General features: G+C 36.0%; 28 protein-coding genes. 20 read left to right on the top strand and 8 right to left on the bottom strand.

Annotation, left to right across the window (positions count from 1 at the left end):
* The first annotated feature begins 90 nt into the window (after positions 1 to 90).
* The 4 genes from ABVM52_RS06155 (at position 91) to ABVM52_RS06140 (ending at position 4,688) form a co-directional block, all read left to right on the top strand.
* Complete coding sequence (locus tag ABVM52_RS06155; protein ID WP_405384534.1) at positions 91 to 555, top strand: DUF4199 domain-containing protein; 465 nt, start codon at positions 91 to 93, stop codon at positions 553 to 555.
* A gap of 87 nt (positions 556 to 642) precedes the next feature.
* The gene (gene rplU, locus ABVM52_RS06150) at positions 643 to 1,323 is read left to right on the top strand and encodes a 50S ribosomal protein L21 (RefSeq protein WP_405384533.1); all 681 of its coding nucleotides are present in this window, start codon (positions 643 to 645) and stop codon (positions 1,321 to 1,323) included.
* A gap of 36 nt (positions 1,324 to 1,359) precedes the next feature.
* Positions 1,360 to 1,620, top strand: a complete 261-nt coding sequence (gene rpmA, locus ABVM52_RS06145; protein WP_405384532.1) for a 50S ribosomal protein L27 — start codon at positions 1,360 to 1,362, stop codon at positions 1,618 to 1,620.
* 185 nt (positions 1,621 to 1,805) lie between these two features.
* Positions 1,806 to 4,688 carry a TonB-dependent receptor gene (locus ABVM52_RS06140; protein WP_405384531.1) on the top strand — a complete coding sequence of 961 codons (2,883 nt, stop codon included), beginning with the start codon at positions 1,806 to 1,808 and terminating at the stop codon, positions 4,686 to 4,688.
* A 169-nt stretch (positions 4,689 to 4,857) separates the two neighbouring features.
* On the opposite strand, the gene ABVM52_RS06135 is transcribed toward ABVM52_RS06140, so the two are convergent.
* Complete coding sequence (locus tag ABVM52_RS06135) at positions 4,858 to 5,379, bottom strand: 5' nucleotidase, NT5C type (RefSeq protein ID WP_405384530.1); 522 nt, start codon at positions 5,377 to 5,379, stop codon at positions 4,858 to 4,860.
* Between the two features lie 151 nt (positions 5,380 to 5,530).
* Here ABVM52_RS06135 and ABVM52_RS06130 point away from each other — a divergent pair, with 151 nt between their 5' ends.
* The gene (locus ABVM52_RS06130; protein ID WP_405384529.1) at positions 5,531 to 5,860 is read left to right on the top strand and encodes a CCC motif membrane protein; all 330 of its coding nucleotides are present in this window, start codon (positions 5,531 to 5,533) and stop codon (positions 5,858 to 5,860) included.
* A 114-nt stretch (positions 5,861 to 5,974) separates the two neighbouring features.
* The gene (locus ABVM52_RS06125; RefSeq protein WP_405384528.1) at positions 5,975 to 6,559 is read left to right on the top strand and encodes a DUF3332 domain-containing protein; all 585 of its coding nucleotides are present in this window, start codon (positions 5,975 to 5,977) and stop codon (positions 6,557 to 6,559) included.
* A 70-nt stretch (positions 6,560 to 6,629) separates the two neighbouring features.
* Here ABVM52_RS06125 and ahcY read toward each other — a convergent pair whose 3' ends face one another.
* Positions 6,630 to 7,946, bottom strand: a complete 1,317-nt coding sequence (ahcY, locus tag ABVM52_RS06120) for an adenosylhomocysteinase (RefSeq protein ID WP_405384527.1) — start codon at positions 7,944 to 7,946, stop codon at positions 6,630 to 6,632.
* 81 nt (positions 7,947 to 8,027) lie between these two features.
* Between ahcY and ABVM52_RS06115 the strand changes: the two genes are divergently transcribed.
* The 9 genes from ABVM52_RS06115 to ABVM52_RS06075 all read left to right on the top strand — a co-directional run bounded on the left by ABVM52_RS06115 (position 8,028) and on the right by ABVM52_RS06075 (position 15,042).
* Positions 8,028 to 8,666 carry a 4'-phosphopantetheinyl transferase family protein gene (locus tag ABVM52_RS06115; RefSeq protein WP_405384526.1) on the top strand — a complete coding sequence of 213 codons (639 nt, stop codon included), beginning with the start codon at positions 8,028 to 8,030 and terminating at the stop codon, positions 8,664 to 8,666.
* Positions 8,667 to 8,692: 26 nt separating this feature from the next.
* On the top strand, positions 8,693 to 8,953 hold the full coding sequence (locus ABVM52_RS06110; protein ID WP_405384525.1) for a thiamine-binding protein: 261 nt from the start codon (positions 8,693 to 8,695) through the stop codon (positions 8,951 to 8,953).
* Positions 8,937 to 9,569, top strand: coding sequence for a nicotinamide riboside transporter PnuC (pnuC, locus tag ABVM52_RS06105; protein ID WP_405384524.1), 633 nt, complete (start codon positions 8,937 to 8,939; stop codon positions 9,567 to 9,569). Before ABVM52_RS06110 ends, pnuC begins: the two co-directional genes overlap by 17 nt.
* Positions 9,530 to 10,093 carry an AAA family ATPase gene (locus tag ABVM52_RS06100; RefSeq protein WP_405384523.1) on the top strand — a complete coding sequence of 188 codons (564 nt, stop codon included), beginning with the start codon at positions 9,530 to 9,532 and terminating at the stop codon, positions 10,091 to 10,093. The genes pnuC and ABVM52_RS06100 overlap by 40 nt, the downstream gene beginning before the upstream one ends.
* On the top strand, positions 10,090 to 11,628 hold the full coding sequence (locus tag ABVM52_RS06095; RefSeq protein ID WP_405384522.1) for a DUF4301 family protein: 1,539 nt from the start codon (positions 10,090 to 10,092) through the stop codon (positions 11,626 to 11,628). The genes ABVM52_RS06100 and ABVM52_RS06095 overlap by 4 nt, the downstream gene beginning before the upstream one ends.
* Positions 11,629 to 11,832: 204 nt before the next feature.
* On the top strand, positions 11,833 to 12,135 hold the full coding sequence (locus ABVM52_RS06090; protein WP_405384521.1) for a hypothetical protein: 303 nt from the start codon (positions 11,833 to 11,835) through the stop codon (positions 12,133 to 12,135).
* A 150-nt stretch (positions 12,136 to 12,285) separates the two neighbouring features.
* The gene (locus tag ABVM52_RS06085; protein ID WP_405384520.1) at positions 12,286 to 12,591 is read left to right on the top strand and encodes a hypothetical protein; all 306 of its coding nucleotides are present in this window, start codon (positions 12,286 to 12,288) and stop codon (positions 12,589 to 12,591) included.
* A 587-nt stretch (positions 12,592 to 13,178) separates the two neighbouring features.
* Positions 13,179 to 13,496, top strand: coding sequence for a hypothetical protein (locus tag ABVM52_RS06080; RefSeq protein WP_405384518.1), 318 nt, complete (start codon positions 13,179 to 13,181; stop codon positions 13,494 to 13,496).
* 175 nt (positions 13,497 to 13,671) lie between these two features.
* The gene (locus ABVM52_RS06075; protein ID WP_405384517.1) at positions 13,672 to 15,042 is read left to right on the top strand and encodes a sigma-54-dependent transcriptional regulator; all 1,371 of its coding nucleotides are present in this window, start codon (positions 13,672 to 13,674) and stop codon (positions 15,040 to 15,042) included.
* On the opposite strand, the gene ABVM52_RS06070 is transcribed toward ABVM52_RS06075, so the two are convergent.
* On the bottom strand, positions 15,039 to 17,477 hold the full coding sequence (locus ABVM52_RS06070) for an ATP-binding protein (protein ID WP_405384516.1): 2,439 nt from the start codon (positions 17,475 to 17,477) through the stop codon (positions 15,039 to 15,041). The genes ABVM52_RS06075 and ABVM52_RS06070 overlap by 4 nt on opposite strands.
* 331 nt (positions 17,478 to 17,808) lie before the next feature.
* Between ABVM52_RS06070 and ABVM52_RS06065 the strand changes: the two genes are divergently transcribed.
* Positions 17,809 to 19,983 (top strand): TonB-dependent receptor, encoded by a 2,175-nt coding sequence (locus tag ABVM52_RS06065; protein WP_405384515.1) that lies wholly within the window; start codon positions 17,809 to 17,811, stop codon positions 19,981 to 19,983.
* Between the two features lie 123 nt (positions 19,984 to 20,106).
* Here ABVM52_RS06065 and ABVM52_RS06060 read toward each other — a convergent pair whose 3' ends face one another.
* Positions 20,107 to 20,544, bottom strand: coding sequence for a Rieske (2Fe-2S) protein (locus ABVM52_RS06060; protein WP_405384514.1), 438 nt, complete (start codon positions 20,542 to 20,544; stop codon positions 20,107 to 20,109).
* Positions 20,545 to 20,676: 132 nt separating this feature from the next.
* Between ABVM52_RS06060 and greA the strand changes: the two genes are divergently transcribed.
* Together greA and ABVM52_RS06050 are read left to right on the top strand one after the other, a co-directional pair.
* Complete coding sequence (gene greA / locus ABVM52_RS06055) at positions 20,677 to 21,153, top strand: transcription elongation factor GreA (RefSeq protein ID WP_405384513.1); 477 nt, start codon at positions 20,677 to 20,679, stop codon at positions 21,151 to 21,153.
* Between the two features lie 73 nt (positions 21,154 to 21,226).
* Positions 21,227 to 21,619 carry an HIT family protein gene (locus ABVM52_RS06050; RefSeq protein WP_405384512.1) on the top strand — a complete coding sequence of 131 codons (393 nt, stop codon included), beginning with the start codon at positions 21,227 to 21,229 and terminating at the stop codon, positions 21,617 to 21,619.
* On the opposite strand, the gene ABVM52_RS06045 is transcribed toward ABVM52_RS06050, so the two are convergent.
* Complete coding sequence (locus ABVM52_RS06045) at positions 21,606 to 21,962, bottom strand: hypothetical protein (protein ID WP_405384511.1); 357 nt, start codon at positions 21,960 to 21,962, stop codon at positions 21,606 to 21,608. The two genes, ABVM52_RS06050 and ABVM52_RS06045, sit on opposite strands and share 14 nt — an antisense overlap.
* Before the next feature lie 3 nt (positions 21,963 to 21,965).
* Positions 21,966 to 23,114 (bottom strand): sensor histidine kinase, encoded by a 1,149-nt coding sequence (locus tag ABVM52_RS06040; protein WP_405385107.1) that lies wholly within the window; start codon positions 23,112 to 23,114, stop codon positions 21,966 to 21,968.
* A 126-nt stretch (positions 23,115 to 23,240) separates the two neighbouring features.
* Between ABVM52_RS06040 and ABVM52_RS06035 the strand changes: the two genes are divergently transcribed.
* Positions 23,241 to 23,618 carry a DUF3127 domain-containing protein gene (locus ABVM52_RS06035; RefSeq protein ID WP_405384510.1) on the top strand — a complete coding sequence of 126 codons (378 nt, stop codon included), beginning with the start codon at positions 23,241 to 23,243 and terminating at the stop codon, positions 23,616 to 23,618.
* Between the two features lie 108 nt (positions 23,619 to 23,726).
* Entirely contained in the window at positions 23,727 to 24,377 is a 651-nt protein-coding gene (gene aat, locus ABVM52_RS06030; protein ID WP_405385106.1) for a leucyl/phenylalanyl-tRNA--protein transferase, read from the top strand.
* Positions 24,378 to 24,387: 10 nt separating this feature from the next.
* Here the strand turns inward: aat and ABVM52_RS06025 are convergent, their stop codons facing one another.
* Together ABVM52_RS06025 and ABVM52_RS06020 are read right to left on the bottom strand one after the other, a co-directional pair.
* Positions 24,388 to 24,957, bottom strand: coding sequence for a hypothetical protein (locus tag ABVM52_RS06025; protein ID WP_405384509.1), 570 nt, complete (start codon positions 24,955 to 24,957; stop codon positions 24,388 to 24,390).
* A gap of 31 nt (positions 24,958 to 24,988) precedes the next feature.
* Positions 24,989 to 25,555, bottom strand: a complete 567-nt coding sequence (locus ABVM52_RS06020; protein WP_405384508.1) for a DNA-3-methyladenine glycosylase I — start codon at positions 25,553 to 25,555, stop codon at positions 24,989 to 24,991.
* Between the last annotated feature and the right edge of the window lie 145 nt (positions 25,556 to 25,700).

Below are 25,700 nucleotides of genomic sequence, written 5' to 3'. Positions count from 1 at the left end.
TTCTATTAATGTTTTTTCTTTAACATTGAATTCTTAAAAATATAAAGATTATTTCTTATCTTAAATGTATAATAATCAAAGTTTTAAGGTATGAAAAATTATGCGTTACCCATTAGGTTTGGAGTTGCGGCAAGTGGTTGCCTAATAGCTTACTTTCTAATATTGTCTCTTTTGGACCTTCACGTCAATGTTTTTTATAGCTTGTTTAATGTGGTTATTACAGGTTTTGCCATATATGAGGCCATAAAATTTTATAAAGTCCAAAAGGGCGAGCAATTTACATATGGGGAAGGTTTTGTTGCCGGTCTGGTAACCGGTGGAGTGGCAACCTTGATCTTTACATTGTTTTTTGCGCTATATTCTACAGAGTTACAACCCGGTTTTCTAGAAGAATTATCTACAAAATGGGCAAACAACTATCGTAGTTTTGAGGCTATTGTATTTCTTGTTGTAGCGGTAATGGGCTTTACTACAAGCTTGGTCTTGACCTTGGCCTATATGCAACTATTTAAGGCTTCGAACACTACAAAGTTAAAACAGGTGCAAAATTCATAAAAAACACTTGTAAATTCACGATTAAGAAGTATATTTGCACCCGCCTATGGAAAAAATCCATCAGGTTTAATTTTTACATTTAATAATATGTACGCAATTGTAGAGATGGCAGGGCAGCAATTTAAAGTTGCAAAAGACCAAAAAGTGTACGTTCACCGTTTGCAGGCAGAAGAAGGTAAAAAGGTTACTTTTGACAATGTTCTTCTTTTGGCAGATGGATCGAATGTTACAGTTGGCGCCCCGGCTATAGACGGAGCCGCAGTAGAGGCTAAAGTCGTTAAACACCTTAGAGGAGATAAGGTAATCGTTTTTCATAAGAAGAGACGTAAAGGTTACAAAAAGAAAAATGGACATCGTCAATCTCTTACTGAGGTTGTTATCGAGTCTATTATTTCTAAAGGAGCTAAGAAAACTGAAACTAAGAAAGCGGCAGCGCCAAAAGCAAAAAAGGCAGATGGTAAAGCGGCACCGGTTGAAGTTTCTGTAGCATCTAAGCCAAAAGCAAAAAAAGCTTCTAGCAAAGGTGATGATTTAAAAAAGATTGAAGGTATTGGACCAAAGATAGCTGAGACCTTAAACGCTGCAGGTATTTCAACATTTGCAGAGTTGGCGAAAACTGACGCAGCCAAGATTTCTGAAATCATTGCTGACGTTCGTGGAAACCATGTAACCGATACTTGGCCAAAGCAAGCACAATTAGCTGCAGATGGTAAATGGGACGAGTTACAAAAATGGCAAGATGAATTAGATGGTGGTGTAGCTAAATAAGCGTACCATTAAGTATAATATTTAAAACCTTAGACAATGGCACATAAGAAAGGTGTAGGTAGTTCAAAAAACGGTAGAGAATCAGAATCGAAACGATTAGGAGTTAAGATTTTTGGTGGTCAAGCTGCAATTGCTGGAAACATTATCGTAAGACAGCGAGGAACAAAACACAATCCTGGTGAAAATGTTTACGCAGGAAAAGACCACACATTACACGCACGTGTAGACGGTTTGGTGAAGTTTACGAAAAAAGCAGGTGGAAAATCTTTTGTTTCCATTGAGCCTTTTGATGCGTAATCATTAGCATTTAAAATATAAAAAGCCCTCTTCATTTCTGAAGAGGGCTTTTTTGTTAGGCCAAGGTTAAGTAATAGTAAATAAGCTTATAATTTAGAGCAAGCTTAAAATATCCTTAAGGTTTACACAACATTGTTTTGTTTTCACTTTAATTTCTTTGTGGCCAAATAACAACCACTTAGAAAATGAAGAATGCATTATTTTTTTATTTAGTATTACTAGTGCCAATGATCGCTATGGCACAATCAGGCAATATTCAGGGTACCGTAACCGATGAAAATGGCCTTTATTTGCCCGGGGCAAATGCAATTATTACTTCGCTCTCAAAAGGAGCCATTACCGATTTTGATGGGAAGTTCGCTATGGTAGATGTACCTGTTGGAACATACACCATAGAAATCTCTTATTTAGGTTACGAGGACCTTTACAAGGAAATAACGGTTGAAGATAATACTACTGTTAGTATTAATTTTACTATTGAACCCAAAACCATGGAGCTAGATGGGGTTGAGGTTACGGCTTATGGTTTAAGCGGGCAGTCAAAAGCATTGAACACCCAACGTACCAATCTAAATATTACCAATGTAGTTTCTACAGATCAGATCGGTAAGTTTCCAGATTCCAATATTGGGGATGCCGTTAAAAGAATACCGGGTATTACAATGCAGGTAGATCAGGGAGAGGCTAGAAATGTTATTGTACGTGGTCTATCGCCACAATTAAACTCTGTTACCTTAAATGGAAGTAGGGTGCCTTCTGCAGAAGGGGATAATAGAAATGTACAGATGGATTTAATTCCGGCAGACATGATACAATCCATTGAAGTTAGTAAGGCCGTTACACCAGATATGGACGCAGATGCCCTAGGTGGTTCTGTAAACTTGATCACAAGAACATCGCCCCAGGGGTTTAGACTTTCTGCAACACTGGGGTCCGGAATAAATTTTATTACGGATAAACCTATTTTTAATGGTTCCGTTCTTGTGGGAAATCGTAGCAATGACGATAAGTTTGGTTGGATGATTGCCGTTTCTGGTAATGATAATGATTTTGGGTCCGATAATGTAGAGGCAGAATGGACAGACGAATTTGAGTATAATACAGGGGTAGAAGACGAAGAGGGGGAAGCTGTGTTGGAAGAGGTTCCTGTTGACCCTTATGTAAACGTTTATGAGCAAAGGGAATATTTGGTTCAACGTATAAGAAGAAGTTTTTCCGCAAATTTGGATTATAAGTTTGACGTTAATAATACCGTGTTTTTAAAGACCATGTACAACTGGCGAGATGATAGGGAAAACCGTTTTCGTTTGGAGCATGAAATCTTGGATGCTGAGGATATTGAAGCAGGAGATTTTACCATAACGGACGGAGTGCCTACACGTTTTCCCGCGGCGGTCAAAAGACAATCTAAAGGAGGTATTGACAGTAAAAGGAATAAAAACCGAAGATTGGAGGACCAAAGAATGCAGAATTACAGTTTGGGCGGTAACCATCTTTGGGGCAACTTAAAAGTAGACTGGATGACCTCTTACGCCAAAGCTAGTGAGGAGCGATTAAATGAGCGTTATGCAGAATTTGAAACTGAATATATCATTAACAATGATGTGCTGAACTCCAAGTACCCAAGATATTCAGTGGCAAATATTGAGGATGCTGCTTTGGAAAACTTTGAGTATAGTGAGGTAACCGAGGAAAACCAATATACTGAGGAGGAAGATGTCAACGTATTCGTAAATTTTGAACTGCCACTTGATATTTTTGGTCAAGGAGACGGTACGTTCAAATTTGGTGCAAGGGGCAGGTTTAAATCCAAGTTAAGGGATAATGATTTTTATGAATTTGATTTAGAGGATGACTTTCCTACTTTGGCAGATGTACCGGTAAAAAATTATAACGACCCAGATTTTTTAGCCGGTAGTCAATATCAAATTGGTTCATTTGCAAGTGAAGATTGGTTGGCAGCTTTAAATTTGATTCCATCTAATGGCGAGTTGGTAGTAGATGAGTTTGCTCCCTCTAATTTTGAAGTAAAAGAAGATGTTTTTGCGGGTTATGTAATGTTCAACCAAAAACTTAGCGAAAAATTTAGTGTATTGGCCGGTTTGCGTATAGAAAACACCAATTTAGAGTCTAAGGGGAATAGGGTTGTCTATATAGAAGAGGATGAAGATGCGGGTATTGAGGAAGAAATACTTGTAGAAGAGGTAAATGGTGAAAACTCATATTCAAATATATTACCAGGTGTTCACTTTAAATATAACCTTACCAACAACACTATTCTACGTTTTGCTTGGACCAATACCTTGGCAAGACCCAATTATCAAGATTTGATACCTAGGGCAGAGGTAATCAATGAGGATAATGAACTGGTGTTGGGTAATGCAGACTTAAATCCTACTACATCCATGAATTTTGATGTTATGGCAGAGCACTATTTCCAAAGTGTTGGCTTACTTTCTGGTGGCCTATTTTACAAAAACTTGGACGACTTCATCTATACTTTTATTTATGAGGCACCAGATGATAGTTTAGGTGCAGGAACGGAAGGGTATGATGTTTTTCAGCCATTGAACGGGGATAGCGCTACCATATTTGGAATGGAATTGGCTTTTCAACGTCAATTGGATTTTCTTCCAGGATTCGCAAGAAATTTTAGCCTTTATTTAAATTACACCTATTTAACGTCTTCAGCAGACGGAATTAGAAATGAGGATGGGGATGAGCGTAATGATTTAGATTTGCCAAATACCTCTCCCAATATGTTCAATGGTTCATTGGCTTACGCAGATAAAAAATTCAGTGCAAGGTTATCTGCGAATTTTTCGGATAGTTATATAGATGAAATAGGTGGTAATAGTTTTGAAGATAGACATTATGATACTCAGCTATTTGTAGATTTGAATGCATCCTATAAAATTAATGGCAATCTAAGTGTTTATGCAGATTTAAATAATGTAACCAACCAGCCTTTACGTTATTTTCAAGGAGTTAAGGAGCGTACACAACAAATAGAATTTTATGGTCAACGATTTACTATTGGCCTAAAATATGACCTGTTTAAAAAATAATATAAGGTTCAGGTTTTATAGACCTAGAGCAGGTAATGTAGTAAATACAATATAGAACAGCGGCCTTATAAAGGGCCGCTTTTTTTTATTAATAATAGGATATAGGAATATAGGGGATTTAAGTTGCCTATATTTAAGGCATATCTGTAACCGTGGTAATCTGTAATGGTTATAGTAGTTTTTGTCCAACTTCAAACCATGAGTTTACCCGTTCAAAACCTTGGGTATTTATATTATGCGGAGAGGTAAATTGAATGGCCCTACCATTGAATTTTTCAAGATTAAAGCTTCTATCGTCTATTAATACATCGCCCTTAAGAATATGCTTATGTCCACAAAGAATGCGATTTTGCCAAGGTATAAAAGGAAAGTGTTCGTCTAGCCATTCACTTTTTTCTTCTAATGAATTAGGAAATTGCATAGCGGCAGATGCTATGTATACCTCGTGTTTATCGGCTAATCGTGCAAGTATTTCTTGGCTTCCGGCTATGGGTTTTAAATTCCTGAAAAAACCTCTTCTAGTGGCATGTTTTCTAACACTATCTTGGTGTGCTTCTGGCACCATATGCCAAACCTCTGAACCTTTGCATAATTCTGTCGTTAGTTCACCTTTAAATTCTGCATTGTAGATTTCTATATGGGCGCCATAGGTATCGGCAATAACTTCGTCCATATCAATAAATAGTACCATTATGCTATATTTTAAGCGAAGTACGTAAAAATGATGATAAGAGAAAAGGGATTATTAAAAAGTATATCTTGAAAATATCTTGCTAATTGACACTAAGATGGATTAAAATAAATGAATAACTTTAGGGGTACATATAAATTTATAACATCCTATGGAAAATAAAAAACTACCTAATTCCGCATTTATTTATGTACTGGCCATTCTTAGCTGTATAATATGTTGTCTGGGTGGATTTGGCATAATCCCCGCAATAGGGGCTTATTTTTTGGCGATTAAATCTGAAGAGGTGTATAAGATGAATCCCGAGGCATATGATAACTATACAGCTATAAAAAAAGGAAAGATTATAGCAATGGTAGGTATTATTTTAAATATCATAGTCATTGGTATTACTATTTGGACATTGAGTACCATTGGCTGGGATGCATGGTCTGAGGAGTTCGTAAGAAAATGGAACGAAGGTCTGGAGCAAGGCATGTAAATCTGTATAATTGTTTTTAGATTGTTGCGATTGGGTTAAAAATCAATTTGTATCAGAGAACGGAGTTGATGGTAAGTACTTATATTGTATAACTAATTCTAAATAATTAAAATCATGAAAAAGTCAGTTATCTGTGTGGCTATGGCCGGAACATTATTATTCTCTAGTTGCTTGGGTTCTTTTAGCGCCTTTAATAATTTAAAGGATTGGAACCAAGGTGTTTCTGATAGTAAGTTTGTAAATAACCTAGTATTTTGGGGCTTAAATATTATTCCTGTTTACGGATTATTCTTTTTAGGAGATACCATTATATTCAATGTAATCGAATTTTGGAGCGGTTCTAACCCAATTGCTATGAAGGAAGGTGAGTCAGAGACCCAAATGGTAGAAAGAGACGGGAATACCTTTGAAATGACCGCAACTAAAAACAGAATGCAGGTAACTGTAGTAGATGGTCCTAAAAAAGGAAAGAAAATTGATTTGGTATATAAGCCAAGTGAAAAATCCTGGAATGCCATTAGACCTAATGGAGAAATAATAAAACTATCTTCTTTTGAAGAAGGTTTTTACATTGTTTACATGCCAAATGGAAAAGAGGTGAAAATAAATCCTTTAGATTCTAAAGAACAAGGTTTGGCACAGATTAAAGAACAAACAGATTGCTATTATCTTGAAGGTATGTTGGCTGAAAACAACTAAACATATTTAGGCATAAACAAAAAAAAGTCCCGATTTTATCGGGACCTTTTTTAATTTATAAAACTACTGTTTAGTATCTGTAATAGTCTGGCTTAAAAGGTCCTTCTACGGTAACACCTATATAGTCGGCTTGATCTTTCTTTAGCTCGGTCAATTCTGCACCCAAACGAGACAAGTGAAGTTTTGCAACCTTTTCATCTAAATGTTTAGGTAGCATATACACTTCGTTCTTGTAGTTTTCACTATGCTTCCAAAGTTCTATTTGCGCCAGAGTTTGGTTGGTAAATGAATTACTCATTACAAAACTTGGGTGGCCAGTGGCACAACCTAAGTTTACCAATCTACCCTCTGCCAAAATGATAATATCCTTACCGTTTACAGTATATTTATCAACTTGAGGCTTAATTTCATCTTTAGTGCTTCCGTGGTTATTGTTTAACCAAGCCATGTCAATTTCATTGTCAAAGTGACCAATATTACAAACTATGGCTTTGTCTTTAAGCGCTTCAAAATGTTCAGCTCTAATAATATCTTTATTTCCTGTAGTAGTAATTACGATATCGGCATTACCAATAACCGTTTCCAGTTTTTTAACTTCAAATCCGTCCATACAAGCCTGTAATGCACAAATAGGATCAATTTCGGTAACGGTAACAATAGAACCGGCACCTTTAAAAGAAGCAGCGGTACCCTTACCTACATCGCCGTAACCGGCAACTACAACGCGTTTACCGGCAAGCATAGTATCTGTAGCTCTACGAATAGCATCTACAGCACTTTCCCTACACCCGTATTTGTTATCAAACTTAGATTTGGTTACAGAATCGTTTACGTTGATAGCGGGCATTGGCAGGGTGCCATTTTTTACGCGTTCATATAAACGGTGAACACCGGTGGTGGTCTCTTCCGAAAGTCCTTTAACGTCATTGGCCAATTCTGGATACTTGTCCAACACCATATTGGTAAGATCACCACCATCGTCCAAAATCATATTCAACGGCTTTCTATCTTCGCCAAAGAATAAAGTTTGTTCTATACACCAGTCAAACTCCTCTTCGTTCATACCTTTCCAGGCATAAACAGGTACACCTGCAGCGGCAATGGCAGCGGCGGCCTGATCCTGGGTAGAGAATATATTACATGAGCTCCAAGTAACATCTGCACCCAAAGCGGTCAAGGTTTCAATTAAAACGGCAGTTTGGATGGTCATGTGAAGACAACCGGCAATTCGTGCACCTTTTAAAGGTTGCTCATCTTTATATTCTTCACGTAGGGCCATTAGACCTGGCATTTCTGCTTCTGCCAATTCAATTTCTTTTCTTCCCCAGTCGGCAAGTGTAATATCCTTAACCTTATAAGGCACATATGGAATAGTTTTCGTGCTCATATCTATATTATTTTATACTTTCGTTTATCTGTGATAGCAATTTTTAATTCGTGCAAAGGTACGAATAACACTAAGAATCCCATGCCGCTTTACAAAACAATAACAATTGATGATGACACCTCTTTAGCTATTTGGAAGGTAGAGGAAACGGAGGAAACATTATGGGATAATGTTACGCTTACGCCCCATTGCCAGAAAAGGTTCAATGGTATGAAATCTTCGCTGCATAGAAGGGCTTTTTTAAGTATAAGGCATTTATTGGCCAATTATGGGTATACAGATTTTGATTTGTTCTATGACCAAATTGGTAAGCCCCATCTTAAGGACGGTAAATATATTTCTATAACACATTCCCATAATTTTACGGGAATCATTATTAGCAGTAAGGTAGAAGTAGGTATTGATATAGAAATGCAGCGCGATAAAATTCTGCGTATTGCCCATAAGTTTACACCGTTTCAGGAATACCGTACGCTGGCAAATACAGCAGCTGTAATTAGAAAATTAACTATAGTCTGGGGCGCAAAGGAATCGTTGTATAAAATATATGGGGAACGTGGATTAAGTTTTCTACAACATATAAATGTTCAGGATTTTTTATTTGATGATGGTAGCACTACCGCTGAAATTATGTACAAGGGTACTCATTCTTCTTATAAAATAAATTTTTTGGAATTTGAGGATTTTACCTGTGTCCATGCCTCAAAAAAGGAAATATAACTAATACGTGCAATTGATCAAACCTTATGAAGATTTCAGTAGAATTAACTTTTTCACCTTTACAAGACAATTTTGAGGAACATATCATTCAATTTATTCAGCAATTAAGGCAATCTGGATTGACTGTTTTGGAAAACCCCTTAAGCACCCAGGTTTATGGGTCTTATGATGAAGTCATGCAGGTATTGAACAAAGAGATAAAAACGGCGTTTAATTTTATGGACCGGGGACTGTTGTTCATGAAAATCGTAAAATCGGATAGAAGTGACTATGAGCCCCATTTTTGATTATTTATTTGGGCAGTACAGTACCTATGATACTTTGGATATAGTACTTGAGATTATTGCCGTATTTTTTGGGTTACTTTCTGTATGGTTTTCAAAGAAAAACAATATTTGGGTATACCCTACCGGATTGATAAGTACATCAATTTTCGTCTATTTATTATTGAAGTGGGGGTTGTTGGGAGATATGCTTATTAATGTTTACTACTTTCTAATGAGTTTATATGGTTGGTATATATGGACCAGAAAAATTGACGAAACACGCGTAACCCCTATCACGACCGTAACAAAACGTGAGCATAGTATTTCTATTTTAATTTTTTTGGCAACCATTGTGTTCGTGTATGTGGTGTATCAAGTTTTTGATAAATGGAATAGTTGGACGGCCTATGTAGATACGGTAACAACAGCAATCTTTTTTGTTGGAATGTGGTTAATGGCCAAGAGGAAAGTAGAAAATTGGATATATTGGATTATTGGTGATATAATATCCGTGCCATTATATTTTTATAAAGGATTTACATTCACTAGTTTTCAGTATCTAATTTTTACAATACTGGCCATTTATGGTTATCGTGCATGGAAGAAAAATATAAACAGCAGCCATCCAATATCTTAAAGGTGGTGCTTTTTGGGCCTGAATCTACAGGAAAGACCACATTGTCAGAACAACTGGCCAGGCATTATCATACGGTATGGGTTCCTGAATATGCTAGGGAATATCTACAGGACAAATGGAACAACGAACGTAAAACCTGTGAGCCGCATGATCTTTTGCCAATAGCGGAGGGTCAAATGCGACTTGAAAACGAGTTGACCAAAAAAGCTACTAATATTTTGATATGCGACACTGATCTTTTAGAAACAAAAGTATATTCGGAGGCGTATTATATTGGTGATTGTGACCCTGTTCTGGAAAAATATGCTTTGCAGAATTCCTATGATCTGTATTTGCTGACCTATATTGATATTCCTTGGGAGGCAGATGATTTAAGGGATAAACCAAATGAACGCGAAGAAATGTTTTCCTATTTTAAAGGAACCTTGGATAAATATGGTAAAAATTATATTACCTTAAAGGGTGACAAAAAAACCAGATTAGAAAAAGCCATTAACCACATAGATCAGTTATTAGATAAATGATACAGTTAACAGAGAACGACGAAAAACAAATCAAAGAAAAGGGTATTGCCAAAGAAAAGGTTATAGAACAGATTAACACCTTTAAGGAGGGTATTCCCTTCGTAAATCTTCGCAATGCGGCCGTAATTGGGAATGGAATTTTAAAGTTCAATCCATCTGAAGAACAAGAGCTGATTAACTTATATGAGAGTAAGTTAAAAGATTTAGAGGTTTTAAAATTTGTACCTGCTTCCGGGGCAGCCTCTAGAATGTTCAAGGCATTGTTCAATTTTTTAAATACCTATGACCCAAACAATGAAAGCCTAAATGCATACTTGGAAAGAACCAATGATAAGGATATAAAGAAGTTTTCAGATGGCTTGGAACGTTTTCCTTTTTGTGAAAAGGTAATTGATAGTATAGGAACTTCTTTTGATTCTCAAGGAGAAAAAGTGTATAAGTTTATTTCAGCACTTTTAGGGGAGAATGCATTCAATTATGGTTTTTATCCCAAAGGTTTATTACCATTTCATAAGTATGGTAATTCCACGGCCACTCCTTTTGAAGAGCATTTAAAAGAAGGAGCCCTTTATGCAGGTTCTAATGGAAAAGCAAAACTTCATTTCACCATATCTGAGCAGCATAAAGAAATGTTTGGAGAGGAGTTTAAAGAATCCGGCCCTAAAGTTTCAGCGGATACGGGAGTTACATACCATGTAGATTACTCTTTCCAAAAATCTTCTACGGATACTTTGGCCGTAGATATGGAGAACAATCCTTTTAGAAATCCAGATGGGACCATACTTTTTAGGCCGGGAGGCCATGGTGCATTGATCCAAAACCTAAACGACCAAGATGCCGATATCATCTTTATAAAAAATATAGATAACGTAGCCGTTATGAAAGATGCCAAAGCAGTGGCGGATAGTAAAAAGGTTTTAGCGGGAACACTCTTAAAGCTGCAGGAAAAAGCTTTTAAATATGCCAAATTAATAGAGGAAGGAGAAGTAACGAATAATGCTATTGAGGAAATAGGTTCCTTCTTAAAAAATGAACTGAACGTAAGGTTCAATAAAGAATATGCGGTGTTATCCAATAAGGATAAAATGGCAATTTTAAGAAATAAAATTAACAGGCCTATACGAATTGCCGGTATGGTCAAAAATGAAGGAGAGCCCGGTGGTGGTCCTTTTTGGGTGGTCAATGCCAATGGTGAAGTTTCCCTACAGATTATTGAATCTGCCCAGATAAATATGGATAACAAGGAGCAAGCGGGAATTATGAAAAATTCCACTCATTTTAATCCCGTAGATTTAGTTTGCGGTGTTAGAAACTATAAGGGCGAAAAGTATGATTTGCTCAAATTTGTAGATGACAAACAAGGTTTTATTACAGGTAAGACCAAAGACGGGAAAGAACTAAAGGCATTGGAGCTTCCTGGATTATGGAACGGAGCAATGGCTTTTTGGAACACTATTTTTGTTGAAGTTCCTTTAGTAACCTTTAATCCCGTTAAGAGCGTAGTAGATTTATTAAAAGAGTCTCACCAGGTATAACGAATTAATTTTATTAGGTTTTAAAAGTGTGTAGTTTCTACACACTTTTTTATTTGGATACAGTTTTACCCATATCCAGCAACTTGTTGCATTTATGTAAATGTATAATTTACAAATAGTTACACCTCAAATGTATGGTTAGCTGGTTTTGGCATCATTTTTCTAAGTAAGATGGTAAGAATGTTTAATTAAAAAACAATACAGATGAAAAAAATAGTTTTGGCCACAGCGTTGGCAATAGGTAGTATATCCATAGGTACAGCAGCAACACCAATTATATTTCATGATGGTATCATGGAAGAGATTATGTTGCAAGATTTTAAAGAGATCTCGGTATCAGAAGTTCCATCCCCAGTTGTACAGGCATTGGAAGAGGATTATCCGGGAGCAGAGATTAATAAAGCCTATGTTGATGAAAATAGCACATATAAATTAGAAGTATTAAATGAGGATGGTACAATGGTAGAATTATATGCGGATGAAAACGGAAATTGGTTGAATATGTAAATTCCCCCAAATATTTAGTTGTTTATGTAAAAGCTGCTTAGGCAGCTTTTATTGTTTGGAAAAATTAAAAAAACATTAAACTATAATCCATTCCTACATTTGGATCGTAGATAAAGAGAGAAAGATTTTTTAATGATTAAAATATTTAAAATGAAGAATAGTTTGGTACTTTTTTTAATGGCTATAGGTGTAATGTTCAATGTTTCGGCAATGAATGTTTCTAGCCTAAAAGAAAATAATCTCGAAATCATTTGTGCAGATGAATATGTAAAAATAAAATCCAGCGAATTAACACCTCCGGTAATAGAAGAAATATTAAAACAATACCCAACCTCCAAGTTAGGTGCTGCTTATAAAAATAAAAGTGGTGAGTTTAAATTGATTATGGTATTAAAAAGCGGTACAAGAAGAACTGTTTATATTGACCAATATGGTAATTGGATCAATAAAAAGTAAAAATACATGGTCGTAATGATCAAAAAAAACTGCAATCTGCAGTTTTTTTTATTTTAAATGTGACCTGTTTAAAAAAGTGGTGTCTAAATAAGTGAAGCAGAATTATGAACAAATGGTCACTATAATTTTTATTTCGATATCAACAACGATCACGCTATTAACAGTAGCTATAATTTCAAAAATATGTTGGGAACAGTAAAAATTGAAAAAAATCACTTTCGCGTAAACACTAACCGTTAACTATGAAGGTGCCACTATTAATTGAATTTTAAAATAATCCCCAAGGTTGACTAAGTCTTGTTTGATTTGATGCAAAATTAATAAAGGAGTTGATTTAAAATTTTAAAAGTTAAGTTTGATAGGTGGTTTTAAGGAGTTGCATTTGCAACTCCTTTTTTTTGTTTCAAATATAATGATGTGTACTAATTACCCATCTTAATAGTAAGGATACACTATTACCCATGTAGAAAAAGAGAATATTTAGCTTAAGTAATTAATTATCAAGGGTCTATTATGTATTTATTGTTGTGGCATACTTATTACATAAGTATAGATAACAGAATGAATATTAATTTAAATAGAACAAGATGAAGACATTATTTTTATTAGGAGCAATAACATTAGGAGGTTTTACGGTGAATGCGCAAGATGCGCTATTTTCTGAAAGTGGAATAGTACATAATGAGGTAAATACCATTATGGTCAAAGCCAATGACTTTACTGAAATTTCGGTTTCACAAGTTCCTCAACCAGTTATGGATGCTATTTCCACAAATTTTCCATCAGCAAATCTAGACAAGGCATATACCAATGATGAAAAGCAGTATAAATTGGTTCTTTCGTTAGAAGATGGTACCCAAGGTACGGTTTATGCAGATGAGAATGGTAATTGGCTAGACATGTAAATTTTTAAGTGTAACTTGTTTATACAAGTTGGTTTGGTCAGGTAAGAGTAGGTTATATACTACTCTTACCTTTTTTTATGAATGAGGTTAGCGGTAAATGTTTAAGATAATTTTAAAATACAAATAGCTGGCATATGGTATTTTTACGTAGATACTTTAGAATACGTAAACAACTATGGCCAGAATCCTAATTATTGAAGATGATAGTTCTTTTGCTCAAATGCTTCAACAGTTTTTGACCCGAAACCAATTTGAGGTTTCAGTTAGCCATACAGGAACGGATGCGGAAAAGAAAATCAAGGAACATGATTTTGAATTGGTTATTACGGACCTAAGGTTGCCTAATTATAATGGTTTGGATTTGGTATCGGCATTAAATGGAAAAACACCTGTAATCGTAATGACAGGTTACGCAGAAGTGGCATCTGCAGTTAAGGCAATTAAAATGGGGGCTTATGACTATATTTCCAAGCCTTTTACGCCTGATCAAATGCTGGCAGTTATTGATGGGGCTTTACATGATAAGCCCATAAAATCAAAAGAGGCACGTACTAATAACACTAAGGAAGAAGAAAATAACACACATCATACAGAAAGAAAAACAGCAACGGACCAAAATGCAGATTTAATTTTGGTGAGTAATGCCACACAAAAATTAGAAGAATATATTTCTTTGGTAGCACCAACGGATATGTCCGTATTGGTAATAGGGGAAAGTGGCACGGGAAAAGAAGTAACGGCTAAATCTATTCATGAAAAAAGCTTGAGAAAAGGGCAACCTTTTATAGCGTTAGATTGTGGTGCCATTCCTAAAGAACTGGCTTCAAGTGAATTTTTTGGACATGTAAAAGGTAGTTTTACAGGGGCGGTATCAGATAAGGTAGGAAGTTTTGAAGCTGCCAATGGCGGTACACTTTTTTTAGATGAGGTGGGTAACCTTTCCTATGAAAATCAAATGCAATTGTTACGTGCCTTGCAGGAACGAAAGATAAAGAGAATAGGCAGTAATAAGGAAATTGATGTTGATGTTAGAATTTTATCCGCCACCAATGAAGATTTAAAAGCAGCGGTAGAAAAGGGCGCCTTTAGAGAAGACTTATATCATAGGTTAAACGAGTTTTCTTTACATATTCCGTCACTTAAGGACAGGCATGGTGATCTACCGGTCTTTGTACATTATTTTTTGAAAAAATTTAATGCAAAACTAGGAAAAGAGGTGTCTGGTTTGTCTCCAGAAGTATGGGAGGTTTTCAATAGTTATTCATGGCCGGGCAATATACGAGAACTGCAGAATGTAATACAACGGGCCGTGTTGTTATCTACGGAAACAACTATACAGCTTAATACATTACCAGCAGAATTACTGGAAAAAGAAAGTGCTCCCAAAGATTTTGGCTCCTTGTCTAAAGCAGATTTTGAAAAGGAACAAATTATCAGTGCCTTAAAAAAAACAAATTATAATAAGTCCAAAGCGGCCAAATTATTACAGGTGACACGAAAAACATTGTATAACCGTATTAATTACTATGATTTAGACGTGCTTTAAACCAAATGAAGCCGTATTGTTTGTAGAATTTCATTGATATAATACTGAACCTCTTTATGTTTTTCCCTAAGCTGTTCATGGGAGAGTTCATCAATTTTCAGGTGTTCAAATTCTTCTAAAATTGATACCGCCTTAGCGGCATTTATTTGTCTAAACATAGGTAGCATTTTATGTGCAGTCTTGTTGATTTCTAAAGTGTTTAGTTCGGTGATTTCAGCCGCTAGTTTTCTGGCATTTTCTTGGGTATCCTTCAAAAAGGTGAACAGGATTTCATTGAGTGCTTTTTCATCATTTCCGGTAAACATTTTAATGGTATCCAAGTTACATGGTTCGTCTATGGTGTTAGGCGGTAAGGATTGTGCCAATTTTCTTTCCTTGTTTATGGTAGTAGGTTCTGTTTTAAGAAGCTTTTGTAATAATTCGGTTTTGGAAAAGGGTTTTCGTAGCAGGTCATCAAATCTATTCTCCGTAAAATGTGAAAAGGTTAAATCATTTCTACCGGTCATTGCAATAATTGGTTGATCCTTATAATGGGAGTATACTTTTGAGCGTAGTTTAGAAACCACTTCGTAACCCGTAACGTTGGGCATTTCAATATCGGTCAATACGGCATCATAGCTTACTTGTAGAGTAGGTTTGCAATCGTTGAAATTCGTGTATAAATGTGTTTCAATGTTGGCAGATTTCAACATTTCTCCAATTAATTTTAAGAACGCAGGGTCATCATCTATTACCAAAACACGTTCAATATTTTGCGTTTTTGGGTCATCAGCATGTACTGTAGCACTATTTTCTCCTAGTTGTATTGGAATTTTCAGGGTAAATGTACTGCCAAGACCAATTTTACTTTTTAGGGTGATAGTGCCGTTCAATAATTCCGTAAGTTTTTTGGTAATGGTAAGTCCAAGACCATAACCCCCGTATTTTTTATTGTTTTCAATTCCGGCTTGTGTAAATTCCTTAAAAATCTCCCCTTGTTGCTCTTTTGAAATGCCAATACCGGTATCCGCAATCCTAACATACAGAACGGGAACATTTTTTATTTTTTTAATGGACGATGTTATGGTAATTTCACCCTCTTCTGTGAATTTATAGGCGTTCCCCATAAGATTGGATATAATTTGCCGAAGTCTAAAATCATCTAGGATTATGGGGTGTTGTAAGGAACTGTCCAAATTTAAATGTAATGCTATGTTTTTTTGGGGATATTGTGCGGCAATGTTCGTAGCACTTTCCCTGAGCAATTGTCCGGGTAAGAACGTAGTATTTTTTGCAACCATTTTTCCGGCTTCCAATTGTGAGTAATCCAGAAGATCGTTGACCAGATTCTTTACATATCCGGTGGCGGATTTAATATGGTTTAAATGTTCCTTGTTAATGGTACTGTTCTCTTCAATTATTTGGGTGTAGCCAGATATAGTGTTTAAGGGGGTTCTAAGGTCGTGGCTTACGGTTGCAATAAGTTGCTCCCTGCTTTTTAGTAAGGATTCTGAGAGTTGTTTTTCTTCTTCCAACTTTTCTCGTAACATATTTACCTTCCAAAAATCACGATTTAAGATAAAGGTAAATATCCCAACTACTAAGAACCCAAGTATGGCTGCAATAACGGCTAATTGTATACTTCTGTTCAATAAAGATTCCTTCTTAATACTATTGGCCAGGCTGTTCATAGTAATTTCATGTTCAAAGGAAGACAAGATGCTTCGCAATTGTTGCGTAAGTTCCATATCTGTCCTGTTAATGGAACTTTCGCGAACAGCCAGGGAGTTTTCTGTATTGTTGTTTTCTTGTTGAACCTCCTTTAACAGATTTTTGGAAATGTTCAGAACACTATCCATTCGTTGGGCCTTTAGTTGGGGGTTTTCTTCCTGTGGAATATTGGCATTGAGATACGCTGCCACTTTTTTAATGGCATTTTGTGCTTTTGGGGACAGTTCATGTAAATTGGGCGCTAAACTTTCGGGTTTTATAATGCCTAAGGATTCTTCAAGCTTGTCAAATTCCTTAAGAGCAGAGTCAATGGCGGTGCCTGTTTGGTCTTTCATTTTCAAGGACCTAAGGGCGTTAATATTTTTTGTCTTTTTCTGTAATAACGTATGTAAACTATCCAGTAAACCTTTCTGGTAGGTATTTTCGGTAAGAAGTTTAAGTGCTTCAATATCGGTGTAAAGGGAATCTATTTTGTTTTGATAGGCCGTAAAGTTGCTTTGGCTTCTAGTCTGTATAGCAAGTTTGGATAAGCTTTCTGCTGCATAAAGTTGTGCTAGAAAAGCATTTGTTTTCAAAAGTTTATTGTCTTTCTCTGTAGTGGTCTCTGTCGTTATATATGTATTGATTTCATTGTATATATAATAAGATGCTATTACGGCCAATAGTATTAGAATTAGGTAGCTAATGGTAATTTTTATAGTAAACTTGTTTTTTTTAGGGTTCATGTTAGAGGCATTGCATTCTACTTGAATGTACGTTTAAACGGTAATCCATAGTTTTAAATTGATGTTAATTATGTAGGTAATATTTTCTTGGTTATGTTATGAGAGATGAAATTACTGTACTACATTTGCAGCATCTCAAAGGGGTGCCTAAAGCTAACTGTGTTGGCCTAAAGCTGAGATTATACCCAAAGAACCTGGGCAGGTAATGCTGCCAAGGGAGGCGATAGTCGCCGTTAGGTGCAAAAGTTGTCCAAAAGCGAAAAGTTAGGACAACGAAAAATCAATAAGAACCATAGAATAATTACCCCTTTTATTCGTAGAATTTATACGGATGAAATCAGTTCTATTTACAATTGTCGCATTAATTTCTTTTAATTTAGGGCTAAGGGCCCAAGAGCACGAAATAGATTCATTGCAAGGAAGCAAGGTAGTATTAGATGAGGTATTTGTTTCTGCCCTAAGGGTTACTAAAGAATCTCCGGTAACGTTTTCCAATTTAACCAAAGAAGATATCAAGCCAAGAAACTTAGGGCAGGATATTCCCGTTTTAATGAATTTTTTACCATCTGTAGTCACCACCACAGATGCCGGTGCGGGTGTAGGTTATACCGGAATTAGGGTAAGGGGTAGTGATGCTACCCGTGTCAACGTTACCATTAACGGAATTCCATACAATGATGCGGAATCTCAAGGAACTTTTTGGGTCAATATGCCAGATTTTGCCTCCTCAACGGAAAGTTTGCAATTACAGCGTGGTGTGGGTACCTCTACCAACGGAGCAGGAGCTTTTGGGGCAAGTTTAAATGTCCTTACAGATGGTTTTTCACAAGACGCATACGGGCAAATTTCATCTTCCGTAGGTAGTTTTAACACATTTAGGCACAATTTAAAGTTCAGTACGGGAATGTTAAATGAAAAGGTGGAAATCTCAGGACGTCTATCAAAGATTAATTCAGATGGCTATATAGATAGGGCGCGTTCAGATTTGGATTCTTATTTTTTACAGGGTGCATATAAAGACGATAATACTTTGATAAAGGCCTTGCTTTTTGGGGGTCATGAGATTACCTACCAAGCTTGGTACGGTATTGATGCCCAAACATTGCAAGACGACAGAACCTTTAATCCGTCAGGAATCTACACCGATGAAAACGGGAATACGCAATTCTATGATAATGAAGTGGATAATTACAAGCAAGATCACGCACAGCTGTTATGGAACGAGCAGATTTCTGAATATTGGAGCACCAACATTGCCTTGCATTATACAAGGGGTAGAGGGTTTTTTGAGCAATTTAGAGAAGATGATGATTTTGCTACCTATAGTTTTGAGCCGATAACTGTAGATGGAGATGAGGTAAATACCACCGATCTAATTAGAAGACGTTGGTTAGATAATGATTTTTATGGCACCGTTTTTTCCGCAAACTATAAGAAAAACAAACTTGATTTAATTGTGGGCGGAGGTTTTAATAAATATGAAGGCGATCATTTTGGTGAAGTAATATGGGCTAGATATGCCAGTAACAGTAGTTATAAAGATCGTTATTATGATGATAATTCTACCAAAACAGATTTTAATATCTATACAAAGGCAAATTATCAATTAAATGACCAATGGTCATTATATGCAGATTTGCAATATAGAACCGTAGGTTATGAAGCAAATGGTGAGGATACCGGTGTGGTAGACGATACGTTCAACTTTTTTAATCCAAAGGCAGGGGTAACCTTTGATTTAAATAAAAATAATAACTTCTATTTCTCCTATGCAGTTGCCAATAGAGAACCCAATAGAAATGATTATGAAAGTGGTAATCCTAAACCAGAACGGTTAAATGATTTTGAGTTGGGGTGGCGTTATCTTTCCGCAGACGTGCAAGTCAATACCAATATGTATTATATGAATTACAAGGATCAATTGGTCTTGACCGGCCAATTGAATGATGTTGGAGCGCCACTACGTGAAAATGTTGGTGAAAGTTACCGTTTAGGGTTAGAATTGGACGCCCATATAAAGCTAGGTCCAACATGGTCCATAAAGCCTAATCTTGCATTGAGTACGAATAAGAATCAAGATTTTGTTTTTGAAAGAGATGGGGAGCTTGAAGAATTGGGTAATACAAATATTGCATTTTCCCCAAATTTAATTCTGGGTAATATTATTTCTTATGATCCAACCAATAACTTGAATGTGTCCTTTTTATCTAAATATGTGGGCAAGCAGTATATGGGTAATATAGATTCTGACAATTCCGTATTGGATGCTTATTCCCAAAGTGATTTAAACGTGCAGTATACTTTTAACTGTAACGGTTTTTTAAAGAGTATTGTTTTATCAGGCTTGGTCAACAATGTATTTAATGCCAAATATGTATCCAATGGTTATTTTTATACATATGATGATGATTTCTCAGTTCCTGATACCATTACCACAATAGAAGGAGCGGGTTATTATCCCCAGGCCGGAACCAACTTTTTGTTAGGAGCCACGGTTAATTTTTAGGCATTTATCAAAGAAGAATCACTGCGTGACATAATATTCCGTAGACCACCTTTTTAAGGTGTTATACATTCTGTGTGTATAAAATGACAGCCTTAGTTATGCGGTACTGAAGGTGAGAATCTATTAATTGGATACCACCACGGTATTACCGCTTAAAGAAGCGCGGTATTCCAGCATATCATAATACCGTTTTCCGTCTTCCGGTCGCTCTAAAAGTTGACCGGTAAATAAACTGTACTCATAATTTTCGCATGAACAAGTAACCGTTTGTCCGTCTAAAGTCATGGTAGAACATTCATTTGGAGCGTGGTTGGGGCAACTTGCTTCAAATGCCCTAAATTGGTCAAACCCGGTATTTATGATAAAAACACCCTTAGTACCCACACCTTCGTTCGGCACAAATACGGCACTTCCAATATTGGTTAAAGGATTATAGGTGGGCAAATTTAAGTTGGCATCAAACCTAAAATTTACTTCCAATAAATATGGATTTCTATTGGTGCCATCATTACTACATGAGATAAAAATTAGTAGAAATAGAATACTTAAATTACGGATCATGCTTTAATTTTGTTTTGTAAAAGTTCAACAAATGTGCGTAAAATTTGTGTATATTTGTGTTAAATCCTCTCTTAAAAAGCCGTTGTTAAAGGCATTTGCAGAGGATTTGTCTATTTATAAAACGAGGATGTTATGAGTAACGTATCTTACTATACTGCTGAAGGATTAAAAAAGTTAAAGGCAGAACTGGACCATTTAAGGGATGTAGAGCGCCCTAAGGCATCTCAAGCCATAGCAGAAGCTAGGGATAAGGGAGATTTATCCGAAAATGCTGAATATGATGCAGCAAAAGAAGCCCAAGGTCTATTGGAAATGAAAATTTCAAAATTGGAAAATACCGTGGCCAATGCAAGACTGATTGATGAGTCGCAATTAGATACATCAAAAGTATTGGTACTCTCTACCGTAAAGTTAAAGAACCAAAATAATGGAATGGAAATGACTTACAAATTGGTGGCCGAAAGCGAAGCTGATCTAAAGGCAGGTAAGATTTCCGTAAATTCTCCGATCGGTAAAGGTTTACTAGGGAAAAAAGTGGGTGATACTGCAGAAATTGTAGTGCCCAGTGGGGCTATAAAGTTCGAAATTCTTGAAATATCAAGAACTTAGAATTGTAATTTGTTATATTTAATCCTATCTCAAAAAGATAGGATTTTTTTTATCATTTAATATTGAAAGACTTATGTCAACTATTTTCACGAAGATCGTAAATGGTGAAATACCATGTTTTAAGGTAGCAGAGGATGAAAATTTTTTAGCCTTCCTTGACATTAATCCTAATGCCAAGGGCCATACGCTTTGCATACCTAAAAAAGAGGTGGACAAATTATTGGACTTGGATGAAGAGACTTATATGGGGCTTATGGCATTTTCCAGAAAGGTGGGCAAAGCTCTGGAGCAAACCGTTGCATGTAAACGTGTTGGTATGTCGGTTATTGGTTTAGAGGTGCCACATGTACATGTTCACTTAATTCCTCTTAACGATATGAAGGATATTAATTTTCAGCATAAGGTTTCCCTTAGCGATCAAGAATTCAGCAGTCTAGCCAAGGCTATTGGGGCTAAAGTTGAATAGCTCCCGAAATAATAAGATAAGTAATCCCCGCAACCAACGCGATCAAAACCAAAAAAAGGCTATAAAACAGTAAGGTAGGCTTAGATGATTTTTTGGCAGGTATGGCGGTCTTTTGATAATAATCGTACATCCGCTCAATATCTTCGGTCCAACTCACCGGGTAAATGGTAGTCTTGCAGGTATTGCAAACTAATTTATGACTAAGTTCTCCAGTGGTTTTATGGAAAAAACGGCCATAGGTGTGTTTTTGAAAAAAGGTAAGGTTCAAATCTTGGTTAAAGCACTCGGGACAATTATTGTTTAGATTTGCCTCCTTAATGATATTTAGTTTTTCCTTTGCCATAAATCAATGTAATACTTTAAGCGATATTTGCATAATAGTACCTTCTTTGCCAGATGACAATACCTTTATTTTACCGTCATGATATTCTTCTACAATACGTTTTACCAAAGAAAGTCCTAGGCCCCAACCTCTTTTTTTAGAGGTGAAACCTGGTGTAAAGATACTATTATAGTTGCTTTTTGAAATACCGTGACCGGTATCTGCGATCAATATGTTTACAAATTTTCCTTCGGGAATTATTTCAATGGCAATACTACCCTTGCCGCGCATGGCATCTATTCCGTTTTTCACCAAATTTTCTATAGTCCAATTATAAAGCGAACTATTGAGCATTACCGGTAAGGTATCTACTTTGGATTGGAAGCTAAAATGTATGAGTTTGGAGCTTCTTCTTTTTAAATAGTCATAGGCATCCTTGGTTTCCTTTACAATGTCGCTTTCCGTTAATTTTGGTAAGGACCCTATCTGTGAAAACCGTTCGGTAATGGTCTGTAGGCGATCAATATCCTTATCTATTTCTTTAGTAATACTAGGGTTGATATCTTCTGTCTTTAAAAGTTCGTTCCATCCCAGTAACGAGGATAAAGGTGTGCCTATTTGGTGAGCGGTCTCTTTGGCCATACCCGCCCACAATTTGTTCTGTTCTGCGGCTTTATTCGTCTTAAAAAGAAAATAGATGACCGCAGCAAAAAGAAAAATAATTAAAAGTAGGGCAATGGGATAAAATTTTAGTTTGTTCAGAACTTCTGAGTTTCCGTAATATAAAGTAGCTAAATGCTCTCCTTGTTGATCTATTGAAATGGGGGTGTTCTCGTCCTTAAACTTACTTAACTGGCGTTGTATGTATAATGAATCATCCACCTTTGAAGGTGGAAAGTTATTGACCCTAATGGATTTATCCTTATTAATAAGGATCATTGGGGTAGAGGTGTTGTTCTGAAATACTTTTAAATGCAAACTGCCTAAATCAACAGTTTCGGAAGATTGTAAAAATTCGGACTGTGCAGTGGCCCAAATCTCCATTTTTAAACGTTCTTCTTCTTTAAATTGTTTAAAAAAACTATTCGTATTCCATAAGATAAGGCTCACCACTACAAAAGAACCTATCAATAGAAAAATATTGGAAATCTTGTTTTTAGGAATAAAGTTCATCCAAGTGTATGCTATTATTAAGGATAACATCAAATGTAAATAATTGTTGTGTTGTTATTGGTTAAGCTTGTTTTAATACCGCATCATTTTATGTATTTTTGGTCTTTATTGTAAAAAGAGTTCAACATGGAAATAGAAGGTAAAGTAAAATTGATCGGAGAAACCCAAACATTTGGTAATAATGGGTTTAGAAAAAGAGAATTGGTAGTCACAACAGATGAGCAGTACCCGCAGCATATAATGATTGAGTTTGTACAGGATAAATGTGACATGTTGAATAGCTATGCGGTTGGTCAAGATGTTAAGGTCAGTATTAATTTAAGGGGAAGGGAATGGACTAACCCACAAGGACAGGTAAAATATTTTAATTCTATCCAAGGTTGGAGAATAGAGAATGTATCGCAATCTGCGCCAGAACCTGGTATGCCACCTGTACCGCCAATGGAAGCTTTTCAACCGGCGGATAATTTAAATGAAGAAGATCATGATGACCTTCCTTTTTAAAAAGGTTGGGCATAGCATATAAAGTGTACACGGTTTAAATTTTAAAACTTGTTCAACAAAAGGTTGGGCAAGTTTTTTGTTTTAAGACCATATAATAATAGTAACCAAGTGAATAGGCCCCATAAATTATTTTATTTAACGGATAACGTAGAATTTCCTCCCGTAGAGACTGCGAATAGTGAAGGACTTTTGGCTGTTGGGGGAGATTTGTCCGTAGAACGTTTGGTGTTGGCCTATAAGAGCGGAATATTTCCTTGGTTTAATGATGATTCTCCCATATTATGGTGGAGCCCCGATCCTAGAATGGTATTGTATCCAGATAAAGTAAATATTTCTAAAAGCATGCGTAAGGTGCTTAGGGATAATCGTTTTAGATTAACAAAGAATACCTGCTTTGCACAGGTTTTGCAGTATTGCTCCAGTGTAAAAAGAGATGGGCAAGAGGGTACTTGGATCACGGAGCAAATGAAAAACGCCTATAGTAAATTACATGATGCGGGATATGCCAAATCTTATGAGGTTTGGGAAAAGGATACCTTGGTTGGCGGACTTTATGGAATTGATTTAGGCCATGTTTTTTGTGGAGAGAGTATGTTCAGTTTAACTTCCAATGCCTCAAAATTTGCCTTTATTAAATTAGCGGAAGAAGCTAAGGTCAAAGGGTATAAGGCAATAGATTGCCAATTGTATACCGCGCATTTGGCAAGTATGGGTGCAGAGGAAATATCTAGGCAGGCATTTATGAAACTGCTTAGGTAATTGTCCTTATCTAATATAATATATGGTCATAATTCTGGGGCGCCGTACGTGTGCTTACTAAATTTCCTTCAGCATCAAAAAGGAGTTCATATTGGTCCCTGTGCGTATTCTTCTTTCCGGTAATAATGAACTCATAATATACAGAAGGTAAAATTAGGTTTTGAAAGGCATTTCTAAAAGTCAATGCTACAGGCTCATTTTTTGAATTATATTGCTGATAAATTCTTTTAATTTTAAATTTAGAGAAAGTATTGTTCAAATAGGTTTGTACTTGGGTATAGGTTTCATTAGGAATATCTACAGGGTCAATAGTAATCTGAATATGATCTAAATCGCCGTTATCTTTAAACTGTATACCATACCAAAGATTGTCTTTTTTAAATTTGGCCAAATAAATTGATTTAGAACTGTCTATTTCCTGATAAAATTTTAAGCGTTTAATATGTTGAACATGTTCGTTGATAAGCAGTATGGAACGTGTGGGAAATTGTTTTTTTAGTATTCTAAATTCACGCTCCATTGAATGTTGCGCAAAACCAATGGTGCAATAAAAAAGGAATACGGATAAAGCAATGCGCATAGTTTTGTTCAAAAGGTTATCATGTTTACATCTATACCTGATTATATCTAAAACAACTAATTTCATGGTCATTGACCATCCCCGTTGCTTGCATAAAAGCATATATTACCGTGCTGCCAACAAATTTGAATCCACGCTTTTTTAAGTTCTTGCTTATAGTATCTGAAATTGATGTATTTGCGGGCGCTTCCTTATAATTTACCACCTGGTTTTTAATGGGGTCATTGTCAACAAATTTCCAAATATAGTCACTAAATGAGCCGTATTCTTTTTGAATTTCCATGAATGCTTGTGCATTGGTCACGGTAGCATGTATTTTTAATTTATTTCTTATAATGCCTTTATCTTGCAGTAAATCTACAATTTTCGCTTCCTTGTAACGTGCTATTTTTTGATAGTCGAAGTTATCAAAAGCCTTTCTAAAATTTTCCCGCTTACGTAAGATGGTTATCCAACTTAACCCAGCTTGAAATGTTTCTAATACCAAAAACTCAAATAAGGTGGCATCATCTTTTACCGGCGTGCCCCATTCAATATCATGATAATTTTCATACAGGGTATCCCCTTTGCACCAGCCACATTTGTTTAATTTATCCATACCATATAAATGTCCATAAAAATAGGTTAAATGTAGTTAATGCCTTGCTTTACAGGTTGGGTAAGTGCCATTTGTTAAAAGTAGGAAATTCTGTGGCTTTAAACAGAATAGCAAAACTATCGTTAAAATTTGTATAACTATCAAT

The organism is Maribacter sp. LLG6340-A2, from assembly GCF_045057105.1.
In the GTDB taxonomy this organism is placed as follows: Bacteria; Bacteroidota; Bacteroidia; order Flavobacteriales; family Flavobacteriaceae; genus Maribacter.
The sequence above is the reverse complement of the archived record's forward strand: the minus strand, read 5'-3'. Positions and strand labels throughout refer to the sequence as shown.